Raw genomic sequence first — 14,482 nt, forward strand, 5'->3', positions numbered from 1 at the left:
TGCGTGGGCCGCGCAGCCCCTGCGACCACGCGATTCCCAAAGGTGTGAAGAACCGGCAAGCGGCCTCCATATGAACGGCCGATAGGAACCGGCCATACGCGCTCCGGCAATCGGACCCGGCGATGAACTCGCCCTCGGCCGGAGTGCGCTGGAATCACGGTGCAGTGATCCGCGAAATAATGTGGATCTTGGTCGATAACTGTGGACAACCCGGGCCCTGTGAATATCTCCGTCACCCATACCGGTGACCTACGTGTCGGCGCGTGAGCGATATCCACAGAGCAGCGTGACGATTACCCTCCGTCACCAATCATGGGCATGCCGAAAGCGCGGCCCACGGCGGAGCGATGCCTGCCGTACGGCCGCGTCAAGGAAGGGGAGGAGGGAGAAAACCCATCCGGACATGCGACGACCCCCGCCGGGGGGGAGAGCGGGGGTCGTCCCCACGGCCGACTCGGGGGGGGGAGGAGTCGGACCGGGTTAGCACGGTCGCGAACGATCCGTGACTTCCATGGTGTACCCGAGAGCCCTCTCAGGCAAACCCACACGCCACACCTTACGCCGAATGGTGGGCGCCTATGCTCAGGGACGTGGAAAACCACTCCTTGCCCCGCGCAGCGGCCTTCTTTGACCTGGACAAGACGGTCATTGCGAAGTCCAGCACCCTCACCTTCAGCAAGTCCTTCTACCAAGGCGGGCTGATCAACCGCAGGGCCGCGTTGCGTACCGCATATGCCCAGTTCGTCTTCCTGGCCGGCGGTCTGGACCACGACCAGATGGAGCGCATGCGCGAGTATCTCTCCACCCTGTGCCGCGGCTGGAACGTCCAGCAGGTGCGGGAGATCGTCGCCGAGACCCTGCACGAGCTGATCGACCCGATCATCTACGACGAGGCCGCCTCCCTCATCGAGGAGCACCACGCGGCCGGCCGGGACGTGGTGATCGTGTCCACCTCGGGCGCCGAGGTGGTCGAGCCGATCGGGGAACTGCTGGGCGCGGACCGAGTGGTCGCCACCCGCATGATCGTCGGTGACGACGGCTGTTTCACCGGAGAGGTGGAGTACTACGCCTACGGCCCGACGAAGGCCGAGGCCGTCAGGGAGCTGGCCGCGTCGGAGGGCTACGACCTCGACCGCTGCTACGCCTACAGCGACTCGGCGACCGACCTGCCGATGCTCCAGGCCGTCGGGCACCCGCACGCCGTGAACCCGGACCGCGCGCTGCGCCGCGAGGCCTTCGCGCGCGGGTGGCCGATTCTGGAGTTCCGCCACCCGGTCCGCCTCAAGAAGCGGCTGCCCGCGTTCTCCGTCCCGTCCCGCCCGGCGCTGGTCGCCGCGGCGGCCATAGGCGCGGCAGCGGCCACCGCCGGCCTCGTCTGGTACACGAGCCGACGCCGTGGCACCGCCTGAACCGGCGCCCGTTTCACCCTGTTTGAACCTGAAAGTAAAGAAGTACAGGCAGGGGTTCCGCTTCCTCCCGGCTCGCGGTACAAAGAACCTAGGCCCGCGAGACCAAAGGACATCCGAGAGGATCCCCTACCACTACGCATTGGCCCCACGGACCCAGCATGAAACCGGGCACCCACGCGACGTCGACCCGTCGATTACGGGCCAGCCGCACCAGGTGACGGGCAAAGATCCCGACCTGATGGGCGACACATCGAGGACGCTTGGTAACCCGGTGACCATGCCGGCGGCGGTACGAGCACCTCGTACCGCCGCAACCCTTGTCGGGACCCCACGCCACGCCGTCCCGGGCCTGCGCCGTCCGCAGCCCCCCGCCCTCCGCGGCTTCCTCGCCCTCCGGGGCGCCCCCGCCCTCCATGGTTTCCGCGGCCCGGAGCCCGCCCGCCAGGGCCTTCAGGCCGCGCCGCGCTGGAGCGCCTCGCACACCGCCGTCGACTCGCGCACGCCCAGTTCGACCGCCCGGCCGCAGTGGGCGATCCAGCCGGCCATGCCCTCGGGGGTGCCGGAGACGTACCCGTCCAGGGCGGCCAGATAGGAGGCCCGGCCCAGTTCGGCGTGGCCCACCTCGGCCGGGCAGACCGCCTTCGGGTCCAGTCCGCTGCCGATCAGCACGATCCGCTCGGCCGCGCGCGCGACCAGGCCGTTGTGAGAAGCGAAGGGGCGCAGTGCGAGCAGCTCGCCGTGCACCACGGCGGCCGTGACGAGCGCGGGCGCGGAGGTGCCGGCGATGATCAGGTCGGCCAGCCCCTCCAGCCGGCCCGAGACCTCCTCGGCGTCCGGCAGCGGCAGCTCGACCAGCGGCTCGTCCACCGGCTCGCCGGCCAGACGCGGCCTGCCGACCTGGCCCTCGGCGCTCGCCGCGGCCACCAGGTGCAGCCGGGCCAGCACCCGCAGGGGCGACTGGCGCCAGATGGACAGCAGCTGCCCCGCCTCCGCGGTGAGCCGCAGGGCCGCGCCCATGACGCGGGCCTCGGCGTCGACGCCGAAGTCGGTGCGGCGGCGCACCTCCTCCAGGGCCCAGTCCGCGCCGGACAGCGCCGCCGAGCCGCGGGCGCCGCGCAGGGCCGCCTCGGAGGTGATCTCGTTGCTGCGACGTCGCATGATCCGGTGCCCGTAGACCCGGTCCACGGCCTTGCGCACGGACTCAACGGACTCGGCCACACCGGGCAGCGAGCCCAGGGCCGCGAGCGGATCGGCGGTCGCGCCTGTCGTACTCATGAGTACGACACTACGCACCCCATCGACCCACCCCACGAAGGAGTGGTCTTCTTCACTGGCGCGTGACACATACAGCTATCACACGACTACCCTTGGTGAACATGAAAATTGCTTTCGTCGGGAAGGGCGGCAGCGGCAAGACCACGCTCTCTTCTCTCTTCATCCGCCATCTCGTCGCCTCCGGCGCCCCGGTGGTCGCCATCGACGCGGACATCAACCAGCACCTCGGCCCCGCCCTCGGCCTCGGCGAGGAGGAGGCGGCGGCACTGCCCGCCATGGGCGAACAGCTCCCGCTGATCAAGGACTACCTGCGCGGCACCAACCCGCGCATCGCCTCGGCCGCGACGATGATCAAGACGACCCCGCCCGGCGAGGGCTCGCGGCTGGTCGGGGTGCGCGAGCCCAACCCGGTCTACGACGCCTGCGCGCGCCCGGTGGAACTCGACGGCGGCGCCGCCCGTTTGATGGTCACGGGCCCCTTCACGGACGCCGACCTGGGGGTCGCCTGCTACCACTCCAAGACGGGAGCGGTGGAGCTGTTCCTGAACCACCTCGTCGACGGCCCCGACGAGTACGTCGTGGTCGACATGACGGCCGGTTCGGACTCCTTCGCCTCCGGCATGTTCACCCGCTTCGACATGACGTTCCTCGTCGCGGAGCCGACCCGGAAGGGGGTCTCCGTCTACCGCCAGTACAAGGAGTACGCCCGTGACTTCGGCGTCGCCCTCAAGGTCGTCGGCAACAAGATCCAGGACCCGGACGACGTCGACTTCCTGCGCGAGGAGGTCGGGGACGACCTGCTCGTGACGGTCGGGCGCTCGGACTGGGTGCGCGCCATGGAGAAGGGCCGCCCGCCCCGGTTCGCCCTCCTGGAGGAGGCCAACGCCCGCGCCCTGGACCTGCTCAAGGCCACCGTCGATGCCACCTACGAGCAGCGCGACTGGGAGCGCTACACCCGCCAGATGGTGCACTTCCACCTGAAGAACGCCGAGTCCTGGGGCAACGAGCGCACCGGGGCCGACCTGGCGGCGCAGGTCGACCCCCACTTCGTGCTCGGCGAGAGCGTGGCGACTCCGGCCTGACGTCTACGACTCGTCCGCCGGCGCCCCGGGCACGCCCTTGGGCGCCGGAGCCGGGTGGCCGGACAGGAAGGACGCCCAGCCCTGCCGGGGGGCCTCGCCCACCTTCAGGGTGCGCAGCTTCGCCAGGGTCCCCGGGTCCTGGGCGTCGAGCCAGTCGGCCAGCTGGTGGAAGGAGACACAGCGCACCTCGGGCTTGGTGCACACCGCCTTGACCACGTCTTCGACGGCGCGCATGTAGGTGCCGCCGTTCCAGGACTCGAAGTGGTTGCCGATGATCAGGGGCGCGCGGTTGCCGTCGTAGGCGCGGTAGAAGCCCTGGATGAGTCCGTCGCGCATCTGCGCACCCCAGTAGTCGAACTTGCCGGGGTCGCCCTGGGTCTTGGTGCCGGACTGGTTGACCATGAAGTTGTAGTCCATGGTCAGCTGCTCATAGGTGTGGCCCGGGAAGGGCACCAGCTGCATCGACAGGTCCCACAGGCCGTCCTTCTTCTTGGGCCAGAGCTGGTTGTCGACTCCGCTGGAGTCGTAGCGGAAGCCCAGCTGGCGGGCGGCCTTGACGAAGTTCTTCCGGCCTTCCAGGCAGGGGGTGCGGGCGCCGATCAGCTCCTTGTCGTAGTCGAAGGGCAGCGGGGCCGCCCGCTTCATGCCGGTGTTGGTCCGCCAGGACTTCACGAAGTTCTTGGCCTGGGCGATCTCGCTCTTCCACTCCTCCACCGACCAGGTGCCGACCCCGCCGTCGGGCCCGCAGAAGTGACCGTTGAAGTGGGTGCCGATCTCGTTGCCCTCCAGCCAGGCCAGCCGTACCTGCTTGAGGGTGTCGGTGATGCCCTGCTCGTCGTTGAAGCCGATGTCGGAGCGGCCCGGCGAGTGCTGCGGGGGCTTGTACAGGTCACGCTTCTCCTCCGGCAGCAGGTACACGCCGCTGAGGAAGTACGTCATGGTCGCGTTGTTCTCCTTGGCGACCTTGCGGAAGTGCGAGAACAGCTTCTGGCTGTCCTCGCCCGCGCCGTCCCAGGAGAACACCACGAACTGCGGGGGCTTCTGTCCAGGGCTCAGCCGCTCGGGCCGGGGCAGATACGGCTGGGATCCGGTGTAGGCGGTGGAACCGTCGCCGATCGGCCTGAGCACACTGCCCGGCGCCGGTGCCCCCTGCCCCGGGCCGGGCGCCCCTTCCTTGGTGCCGCTGGAGTGGCTCGCGCAACCGGCGAACGACGCCGCACAGGCCGCGGCGACCATGGCGCCGACGGCGATCCTCTGGGTGGCGGCCATGTTCCGCCCACCTTCTTCCTTCTCTCAGGCACCCCCTGACGAGGGCCGTTTCCGAGTGATGCGCCGGGTCGCACCGGCAGCGCCGCCAAGGTCGCACGGGACCGAGAAGGAATTAGTACGACAAGCCGATCAAATGATTAGTTCACTCAAGTGGGCGATCTTCCACCCCGTTTGCCCCAGAAAACTATGCTTTGGCTTTACTCGGCATTACGGTTCTTTTACCGAGCGTTGATCCATCCCGCCGCTGCACGCCGTGACCCACGGCCGCGACCGAGCCCGCCCATCGCCGCGGCTCCCACCCAGTCCGCGACCGCGCCGCCCCGGAGGAGACGGGAACATGTCCGCCTGCGCACCCCCTCACACCCAGCACCCCCACCCGCCGCACGGCCCCGCACCGACCCGCCGCCGCTTCCCCGTCGCGGGCGCCGACCTGTCCGCGGCCGTCGCGGTCTTCCTGATCGCCCTGCCGCTCTCCCTCGGCATCGCCCTGGCCACCGGCGCCCCGCTCCAGGCCGGACTCGTCGCCGCCGCGGTCGGCGGAATCGTCGTCGGGCGGCTGGGCGGCTGCCCCCTCCAGGTCAGCGGCCCCGCCGCCGGACTCACCGTGGTCACCGCCGATCTGATCCACCGTTACGGCTGGCGGGCCACCTGCGGTATCACCGTCCTCGCCGGTCTCGCCCAACTCGGTCTCGGCTGCCTGCGGGTGGCGCGCGGGGCACTCGCGGTCAGCCCGGCCGTGGTGCACGGCATGCTGGCCGGCATCGGCATCACCATCGCCGTCGCCCAGCTGCACATCGTCCTCGGCGGCAACCCGGACAGCTCCGTCCTCGCCAACCTGCGCGCCCTGCCCGCCCAGTTGGCCGACCTGCACCCGGCCGCCGTGTCGATGAGCGCGCTGACCCTGGCCCTGCTGCTGGCCTGGCCCCGCCTGCCCGGCCGCGCCGGCCGGCTGCTGCGCAGGGTGCCGGCCGCCCTCGTCGCCGTCACCGGAGCAGCCGCGACCGCCGCCCTCACCGGCCTGAGCCTCCCCCGGGTCGAACTGCCGTCCTGGCACAGCCACGCCCTGGCCGGACTGCCCGAGGGGCCGGCGCTCGGCCTGGTGGCCGCCGTGCTCACCACCACCCTGGTGTGCAGCGTGCAGTCGCTGCTCGGCGCGGTGGCCGTGGACAAGCTGGTCGCCGCCCGCACCGGCCCGCAGTCCCGCATCGGGCGCTCCGACCTGGACCGGGAGCTGCTCGGCCAGGGCGCCGCCAACATCGTCTCCGGAGCCCTCGGCGGGCTGCCGATCGCGGGCGTGGCGGTGCGCAGTACCGCGAATGTGAATGCAGGTGCCGTCAGCCGGAACTCCACGATGGCGCACGGCGTTCTCGTAGTAGTCGCCGCGCTGCTGATGGTCCCGGTCCTGGAGGAGATCCCGCTCGCCTCCCTCGCCGCCCTGGTGATGGCCGTCGGCATCCAGATGGTGTCCCTGCACCACATCCGCACGGTGACGCGCCACCGCGAAGTGCCGGTCTACGCCGCGACCACACTCGGGGTGGTGGCCCTCGGCGTCCTCCAGGGCGTGTTCCTCGGGGTCGCCGTGGCGGTCGCCGTCGCCCTGCACCGCCTCGCCCGCACCCGCATCACCCACCACGAGAAGGAAGGAGTCCATCACGTACGCGTCCGAGGCCAGCTGACCTTCCTCGCGGTGCCCCGGCTCAGCCGGACCCTGCATCTCGTACCCCAAGGCGCCCACGCCGTCGTGGAGTTGGACGGTTCGTTCATGGACCACGCGGCGTACGAGTCGTTGCAGGACTGGCGCAGCTCCCACACCGCGCGGGGAGGCACGGCCGAGCTGGCCGGCCGGCGCGACGGAATCCGGACCGCCGAGCAGGCCCCGGCCACCGAGTGCCGGTGCCGCCCCTGGACCCCCTGGCGCAACCACCAGGCCTGCTTCGCCGCAGCCCCGGCCGTCCGGGAAGGACAGGGGGCCGGCCGGGAACTGGCCCGTGGCATCAGCTCGTTCCAGCGGAACACCGCCCCGCTGGTGCGGGAGGAGCTGGCGCGGCTCGCCCGGGAGGGCCAGCGGCCCTCCCAGCTCTTCCTGACTTGCGCCGACTCCCGGCTCGTCACGTCGATGATCACCGCCAGTGGTCCCGGCGACCTGTTCGTCGTCCGCAACGTCGGCAACCTGGTGCCGCCGCCGGGCGAGGAGCACGGCGACGATTCGGTGGCCGCCGCCATCGAGTACGCGGTGGACGTGCTCGGGGTGCGCTCGATCACGGTGTGCGGGCACTCCGGGTGCGGGGCGATGCAGGCGCTGCTGACCACGGGGGCCGGCCAGGGGGACGGCACCCCGCTCCAGCGGTGGCTGCGGCACGGGCTGCCCAGTCTGGCGCGGACGGCCGGCGATCATCCCGGGCGGCCCCGGCTGGCCGGGCGGGAGCCCGCCGACACGGTGGAGCTGCTGTGCCTGACCAACGTGGTCCAGCAACTGGCGCACCTGAGGGAGCACGGACCGGTGGCCCGGGCGCTGGCCGAGGGGGCGCTGGAACTGCACGGCATGTATTTCCACGTGGGCGACGCCCAGGCCTACCTGCTCGCGGGGACGGAGGACGGAGTGGTGTTCGAGGACGTCGCGGGAGGCATCGGGGGAGGTGAGGAGGCACGCGAAGGGGTGCGGGTCACAAGCCCCTGACAGGTCTAAACCAATTTTCCCGTCGACCCTTGTCAGCGGACCCCCGTGTCTGATGAGCTGTGGCCTGGGACACAACGGACACCCTTCGAAAGGGAGATGTCGTGAGCAACGAGAGCCTGGCCAACCTGCTCAAGGAAGAACGCAGGTTCGCGCCCCCCGCCGACCTGGCAGCACACGCCAACGTCACCGCGGAGGCGTACGAACAGGCCAAGGCTGACAGGCTCGGCTTCTGGGCCGAGCAGGCCCGCCGGCTGACCTGGGCCAAGGAACCGACCGAGACGCTGGACTGGTCGAACCCGCCGTTCGCGAAGTGGTTCAAGGACGGCGAGCTGAACGTCGCCTACAACTGCGTGGACCGGCATGTGGAGGCCGGCCACGGGGACCGCGTCGCCATCCACTTCGAGGGTGAGCCCGGTGACAGCCGGGCGATCACCTACGCGGAGCTGAAGGACGAGGTCTCCCGGGCCGCCAACGCCCTGCTGGAGCTGGGCGTGCGCAAGGGCGACCGCGTCGCCATCTACATGCCGATGATCCCGGAGACCGCGATCGCGATGCTGGCCTCGGCCCGGATCGGCGCCGCGCACTCGGTCGTCTTCGGCGGCTTCTCGGCGGACGCGCTCGCGACCCGGATCCAGGACGCGGACGCCAAGGTGATCATCACCGCCGACGGCGGCTACCGGCGCGGCAAGCCGTCCGCGCTCAAGCCCGCGGTGGACGAGGCGATCGGCAAGGTGGACAACGTCGAGCACGTGCTCGTGGTCCGCCGCACCGGCCAGGAGGTGGCCTGGACCGAGGGCCGGGACGTGTGGTGGGACGACATCGTCGCCCGCCAGTCGGCCGAGCACACCCCCGAGGCGTTCGAGGCCGAGCACCCGCTGTTCATCCTCTACACCTCCGGCACCACGGGGAAGCCGAAGGGCATCCTGCACACCTCCGGCGGCTACCTCACCCAGGCGGCCTACACCCACTGGGCGGTCTTCGACCTCAAGCCGGAGACGGACGTGTACTGGTGCACGGCCGACGTCGGCTGGGTGACCGGGCACTCGTACATCGTGTACGGCCCGCTGGCCAACGGTGCGACGCAGGTGATGTACGAGGGCACGCCGGACACCCCGCACCAGGGCCGGTTCTGGGAGATCGTGCAGAAGTACAAGGTCACGATCCTCTACACGGCGCCGACCGCGATCCGGACGTTCATGAAGTGGGGCGACGACATCCCCGCCAAGTTCGACCTGTCCTCCCTGCGCGTCCTCGGCTCGGTGGGCGAGCCCATCAACCCCGAGGCGTGGATCTGGTACCGCAAGCACATCGGCGCCGACAGGACGCCGGTCGTGGACACCTGGTGGCAGACCGAGACCGGCGCCATGATGATCTCGCCGCTGCCCGGCGTCACCGAGGCCAAGCCCGGCTCCGCGCAGCGTCCGCTGCCCGGCATCAGCGCGACCGTCGTCGACGACGAGGCGAACGAGGTGCCCGACGGCGGCGGTGGCTACCTGGTGCTGACCGAGCCGTGGCCGTCGATGCTGCGCACCATCTGGGGCGACGACCAGCGGTTCATCGACACCTACTGGTCCCGCTTCGAGGACAGGTACTTCGCCGGTGACGGCGCGAAGAAGGACGAGGACGGGGACATCTGGCTGCTGGGCCGGGTGGACGACGTGATGCTCGTCTCCGGGCACAACATCTCCACCACCGAGGTGGAGTCGGCGCTCGTCTCGCACCCGTCGGTCGCCGAGGCCGCCGTCGTGGGCGCCACCGACGAGACCACCGGCCAGGCCATCGTCGCGTTCGTCATCCTGCGCGGCACGGCCTCGGAGAACGAGGCGCTCGTCGGAGAGCTGCGCGACCACGTCGGCGCCACGCTCGGCCCGATCGCCAAGCCCAAGCGGATCCTGCCGGTGGCGGAGCTGCCGAAGACCCGCTCCGGCAAGATCATGCGCCGTCTGCTGCGGGACGTCGCCGAGAACCGCCAGCTCGGTGATGTGACCACGCTGACGGACTCCACCGTCATGGACCTCATCCAGGCCAAGCTGCCCGCGTCGCCCAGCGAGGACTGAGCGGAACGGCAGGACTGAGCAGCACCCCGAGGGGCACCCGGCCGGCGAACGTGCCGGGTGCCCCTCGGGCGTCCACGGTGGAGATCGCCGTACCCGGGCGTACGACACATTAGGTAAGGTAAACAAAGTGCCGTACGGAGCGGCACGCAAAGGTGCGCCGGGAAGTCTGGTCGGCATGTGAGTTCCGCCTGCCCCGGAGGTCTCCCGTGACCGCGCCCCACCCCCGCACCGCCCCCCGCAAGGTCCTCGGCCGCCTGTCGCTGCCCGAGCGCTCCTTCGTCGCGGACGCGCTGCGCACCGAGACCGTCGGCGGTGTGCTGCTGCTCCTCGCCGCCGTGGCCGCGCTGGTCTGGGCGAACGTCCCCGGCATCCGCCACGGCTACGCGACGGTCAGCGACTTCCACGCCGGCCCCGGAGCCCTCGGCCTGCACCTCTCCGTCGCCCACTGGGCCGCCGACGGCCTGCTCGCCGTGTTCTTCTTCGTCGCCGGCATCGAGCTCAAACGCGAGCTGGTCGCCGGTGACCTGCGCGACCCCAGGGCGGCCGTGCTGCCCGTGGTGGCGGCGCTGTGCGGGATGGCCGCACCGGCGCTCGTGTACACCCTCACCAACGTCGCCGGGCACGGCTCCACGCAGGGCTGGGCGGTGCCCACCGCCACCGACATCGCCTTCGCGCTCGCCGTCCTCGCGGTCATCGGCACCTCACTGCCCAGCGCCCTGCGCGCCTTCCTGCTCACGCTCGCGGTCGTCGACGACCTCTTCGCCATCCTGATCATCGCGGTCTTCTTCACCGACCGGCTGAACTTCGCCGCCCTCGGCGGGGCCGCCGCCGGCCTCGCGGTCTTCTGGCTGCTGCTGCGCAAGGGGGTACGCGGCTGGTACGTGTACGTGCCGCTCGGCGTCGTCGTCTGGGCGCTGATGTACAACAGCGGCGTGCACGCCACCATCGCCGGTGTGGCGATGGGCCTGATGCTGCGCTGCACCACCCGGGAGGGTGAGGAGCGCTCGCCGGGCGAGCGCATCGAGCATCTGGTGCGGCCTCTGTCCGCCGGGCTCGCCGTACCGCTGTTCGCGCTGTTCAGCGCCGGTGTGTCGATATCCGGCGGGGCGCTCGGGGACCTGTTCACGAGGCCCGAGACGCTCGGCGTGGTGCTCGGCCTGGTCGTGGGCAAGGCGGCCGGCATCTTCGGCGGCACCTGGCTGACGGTCCGCTTCACCCGCGCGCAGCTCAGCGAGGACCTGGCGTGGGCCGACGTCTTCGCGGTGGCGACGCTCGCCGGGATCGGGTTCACGGTCTCGCTGCTCATCGGCGAGCTGGCCTTCGAGGGCGACGCGGTCCTGACCGACGAGGTGAAGGCGGCCGTCCTCACCGGGTCGCTGATCGCGACGGCGTGCGCGACGGTGCTGCTGAAGCTGCGCAACGCCAAGTACCGCAGGCTGTGCGAGGAGGAGGAGCGCGACGAGGACCTCGACGGCATCCCGGACGTCTACGAGCAGGACGACCCGGCGTACCACCTCCGGATGGCCGAGATCCACGAGCGCAAGGCCGCCGAACACCGCCGGCTGGCCGCCGAAGCGCGCCACGGGCTTCGGGAAGTGCCAGGCGGGGCAGGCGAGGAGGACGGCCGTCCGGCATGATCTGACGAGACGGTACAAATCAAGACGGTACGCAAGACGGCATTGCAAGACCCAACGGTACGTAAGACCCACGAGAGACCTCTGAGGGAGAACGCGATGAGCGCACCCGACGGCAGCCCGGTCGGCGCCGAACGCAGCATCGGCCAGCTGTTCGCCTCGGCGACGACCGAATTGTCGGCGCTGGTGCACGACGAGATCGCGCTGGCCAAGGCCCAGCTCAAGCAAGACGTGAAGCGCGGCGCGGTCAGCGGCGGCGCCTTCTCGATGGCGGGCGCGGTACTGGTGTTCTCCCTGCCGATGCTCAACTTCGCCCTGGCCTACGGCATTCGCACCTGGAGCCACTGGAACCTGGCGATCTGCTTCGTGCTGTCCTTCGCGGCCAACGTGCTGGTCGCCGGCCTCCTCGCGCTCATCGGCACGGTGTTCGCGAAGAAGGCCAAGAAGAGCCAGGGCCCGCAGAAGGTGGCGGCCTCGATGAAGCAGTCGGCGGGCGTCCTGCAGAACGCCAAGCCGCACCCGCGTCCGGAGCTGCCCGAGGACCGGGCTCCCGCGGCCATCGAGGCTGTGGCACGCTCGTCGTCATGACGGACCCCGCCGCTCCCTCGGCCGTACGGATCGAAGGTCCCTGGAGTCACAGGGACGTCGCCGCGAACGGCGCGCGCTTCCACATCGCCGAGCTCGGCGACGGCCCGCTGGTCCTGCTGCTGCACGGCTTCCCGCAGTTCTGGTGGACGTGGCGGCACCAGCTGACCGCGCTCGCGGACGCGGGCTACCGGGCGGTGGCGATGGACCTGCGGGGCGTCGGCGGCAGCGACCGCACGCCTCGCGGGTACGACCCCGCCAACCTCGCGCTGGACGTCACGGGGGTGATCCGGTCCCTCGGCGAGCCGGACGCCGCGCTGGTCGGCCACGACCTCGGCGGCTACCTGGCGTGGACGGCTGCGGCCATGCGGCCCAAGCTCGTGCGGCGCCTGGCGGTGGCGTCCATGCCGCATCCGCGGCGCTGGCGCGCGGCGATGCTGCGGGACGCCCGGCAGACGGCCGCCAACTCCTACATCTGGGGGTTCCAGCGGCCCTGGATCCCCGAGCGCCAACTGACCGCCGACGGCGGGGCGCTGGCGGGCCGGCTGATCCGGGACTGGTCCGGGCCGCGGCTGCCGCAGGACGCGGCCGTGGAGACGTACCAGCGGGCCCTGTGCATCCCGTCCACCGCGCACTGCGCGATCGAGCCGTACCGCTGGCTGGTGCGTTCGCTGGCCCGGCCGGACGGCGTGCAGTTCTACCGCCGGATGAAGCGGCCCGTACGGGTGCCGACGCTGCATCTGCACGGCTCGCTGGACCCGGTGACCCGGACGCGCAGCGCGGCCGGTTCGGGCGAGTACGTCGAAGCGCCGTACCGCTGGCGGCTGTTCGACGGGCTCGGCCACTTCCCGCACGAGGAGGACCCGGCGGCGTTCTCCACCGAACTGATCAACTGGCTCAAGGACCCCGAGCCCGACCGATGAGGCGTCAGGCGAAGGCGCCCGTTCGGTGACCGTGCGGTGAAGGTTCGATGCGTGGAGTATCCGATTTCCTGAACAGTTGTCCCCCGAACGGCCACATGCCTGCCGCATAGGCCAATTGGGGGGCGCACAAGCGGTTATCGACCTTGGGGCGGGGGCACACGTCGGGGTATGGGCTGGACGCACGACTACAGTGACGCACCCCGCAACCGCCGCTCGGCCACGGGCCTGAGCACGCCTCAGCGAGGCACCCCGCAACTCGCGGAAGCGGAGCTCCGGGTGGGGATCCCGCGCATCCTGCGCCGCCGGGCCCGCTGGGTCTCGGTGCGCCTGCGTCACCCGCGGGGCTGAACGCGCCGCGGGTCCCTACAGGGCGCAGCTGTCCGTACCCACCTGCTCGTTCGCCGTACGCCCCCGCTCGATGTCGGCCTGGATCTCGTCCGCCGTCAGGGCGTAGCCGGTGTCCGCGTCGTCGAGGGACTTGGCGAACACCACGCCGTACACCTTGCCGTCCGGGGTGAGCAGCGGGCCGCCGGAGTTGCCCTGGCGGACGGTGGCGTAGAGGGAGTAGACGTCGCGGCGGACCGTGCTGCGGTGGTAGATGTCGGGGCCGTTGGCCGTGATGCGCCCGCGCACGCGCGCGGCGCGCACGTCGTACGAGCCGTTCTCCGGGAAGCCCGCGACGATCGCGCCGTCGCCCCAGGACGCGTCCTGCGAGGTGAACCGCAGGGCGGTCGCCTTCAGGTCCGGTACGTCGAGTACGGCGATGTCGCGCTTCCAGTCGTACAGGACGACCTTCGCGTCGTACCTGCGGCCCTCTCCGCCTATCTGCACGCGCGGCGCGTCGACCCCGCCGACGACGTGCGCGTTGGTCATCACGCGGCGGTCGGCGAAGACGAACCCGCTGCCCTCCAGGACCTTGCCGCAGCTCTGGGCGGTGCCGGTGACCTTGACGATGGAGCGCTGGGCGTGGAAGGCGACCGGGCTGCTCTCCAGAGCCGGGTCGGGCGGCTGGACGTCCTTGATCGGCTCGTTGGCGAACGGGCTGAAGACCTGCGGGAAGCCGTTCTGCGCGAGCACGGAGGAGAAGTCCGCGAACCAGGTGTCGGCCTGCGCGGGCAGCGCCCGGGAGACCCCGAGGAGCACCTTGGAGCCGCGCACCTCCCTGCCGAGCGTCGGCAGGGTCGTACCGGCCAGGGCCGAACCGATCAGCCAGGCGACCAGGAGCATCGCGACGACGTTGACGAGGGCGCCGCCGGTGGCGTCCAGGGCGCGTGCCGGGGACCAGGTGATGTGCCGGCGCAGCTTGTTGCCGAGGTGGGTGGTCAGGGCCTGGCCCACGGAGGCGCAGACGATCACGACGACCACGGCGACGACGGCGGCGGTGGTGCCGACCTCCGCCTTGCCGGTCACGGCGTCCCAGATGACGGGCAGCGTGTACACGGCGACCAGGCCGCCGCCCAGGAACCCGATCACCGACAGGATGCCGACGACGAAGCCCTGGCGGTAGCCCACCACCGCGAACCACACGGCCGCGACCAGCAGCAGGATGTCCAGCACGTTCACGGGATCAC

11 protein-coding genes are annotated in these 14,482 nt (G+C 70.9%); 8 read left to right on the top strand and 3 right to left on the bottom strand.

Annotated features, from left to right (window positions below):
* Window positions 1-578 precede the first annotated feature (578 nt).
* Window positions 579-1,409: an HAD family hydrolase gene (locus AQJ11_RS16090; RefSeq protein WP_014674034.1), complete on the top strand. Its 831-nt coding sequence runs from the start codon at window positions 579-581 to the stop codon at window positions 1,407-1,409.
* A gap of 450 nt (window positions 1,410-1,859) precedes the next feature.
* Here AQJ11_RS16090 and AQJ11_RS16095 read toward each other — a convergent pair whose 3' ends face one another.
* Entirely contained in the window at window positions 1,860-2,684 is an 825-nt protein-coding gene (locus AQJ11_RS16095; RefSeq protein ID WP_059263530.1) for a Fic family protein, read from the bottom strand.
* Between the two features lie 101 nt (window positions 2,685-2,785).
* Here AQJ11_RS16095 and AQJ11_RS16100 point away from each other — a divergent pair, with 101 nt between their 5' ends.
* A complete protein-coding gene (locus tag AQJ11_RS16100; RefSeq protein WP_175252219.1) occupies window positions 2,786-3,766 on the top strand; it encodes an ATP-binding protein in 981 nt (326 codons plus the stop codon).
* A gap of 3 nt (window positions 3,767-3,769) precedes the next feature.
* Here the strand turns inward: AQJ11_RS16100 and AQJ11_RS16105 are convergent, their stop codons facing one another.
* Window positions 3,770-5,035 carry a polysaccharide deacetylase family protein gene (locus tag AQJ11_RS16105; protein ID WP_059263531.1) on the bottom strand — a complete coding sequence of 422 codons (1,266 nt, stop codon included), beginning with the start codon at window positions 5,033-5,035 and terminating at the stop codon, window positions 3,770-3,772.
* Between the two features lie 337 nt (window positions 5,036-5,372).
* Between AQJ11_RS16105 and AQJ11_RS16110 the strand changes: the two genes are divergently transcribed.
* The 6 genes from AQJ11_RS16110 to AQJ11_RS51055 all read left to right on the top strand — a co-directional run bounded on the left by AQJ11_RS16110 (window position 5,373) and on the right by AQJ11_RS51055 (window position 13,259).
* On the top strand, window positions 5,373-7,712 hold the full coding sequence (locus AQJ11_RS16110) for a SulP family inorganic anion transporter (protein WP_059263532.1): 2,340 nt from the start codon (window positions 5,373-5,375) through the stop codon (window positions 7,710-7,712).
* A gap of 101 nt (window positions 7,713-7,813) precedes the next feature.
* Window positions 7,814-9,769, top strand: coding sequence for an acetate--CoA ligase (gene acs, locus AQJ11_RS16115; RefSeq protein ID WP_058081374.1), 1,956 nt, complete (start codon window positions 7,814-7,816; stop codon window positions 9,767-9,769).
* 206 nt (window positions 9,770-9,975) lie between these two features.
* Window positions 9,976-11,406 (top strand): Na+/H+ antiporter NhaA, encoded by a 1,431-nt coding sequence (nhaA, locus tag AQJ11_RS16120; RefSeq protein WP_059263533.1) that lies wholly within the window; start codon window positions 9,976-9,978, stop codon window positions 11,404-11,406.
* Between the two features lie 96 nt (window positions 11,407-11,502).
* Window positions 11,503-11,991, top strand: a complete 489-nt coding sequence (locus AQJ11_RS16125; protein ID WP_014674027.1) for a phage holin family protein — start codon at window positions 11,503-11,505, stop codon at window positions 11,989-11,991.
* Window positions 11,988-12,911 carry an alpha/beta fold hydrolase gene (locus AQJ11_RS16130; RefSeq protein WP_014674026.1) on the top strand — a complete coding sequence of 308 codons (924 nt, stop codon included), beginning with the start codon at window positions 11,988-11,990 and terminating at the stop codon, window positions 12,909-12,911. Before AQJ11_RS16125 ends, AQJ11_RS16130 begins: the two co-directional genes overlap by 4 nt.
* Before the next feature lie 168 nt (window positions 12,912-13,079).
* Entirely contained in the window at window positions 13,080-13,259 is a 180-nt protein-coding gene (locus AQJ11_RS51055) for a hypothetical protein (RefSeq protein WP_078611785.1), read from the top strand.
* A 15-nt stretch (window positions 13,260-13,274) separates the two neighbouring features.
* On the opposite strand, the gene AQJ11_RS16135 is transcribed toward AQJ11_RS51055, so the two are convergent.
* A complete protein-coding gene (locus AQJ11_RS16135; RefSeq protein WP_014674025.1) occupies window positions 13,275-14,474 on the bottom strand; it encodes a MarP family serine protease in 1,200 nt (399 codons plus the stop codon).
* Window positions 14,475-14,482: the final 8 nt, after the last annotated feature.

The sequence above is a fragment of the Streptomyces corchorusii genome (genome assembly GCF_001514055.1).
Taxonomy (GTDB): Bacteria; Actinomycetota; Actinomycetes; order Streptomycetales; family Streptomycetaceae; genus Streptomyces; species Streptomyces olivaceoviridis.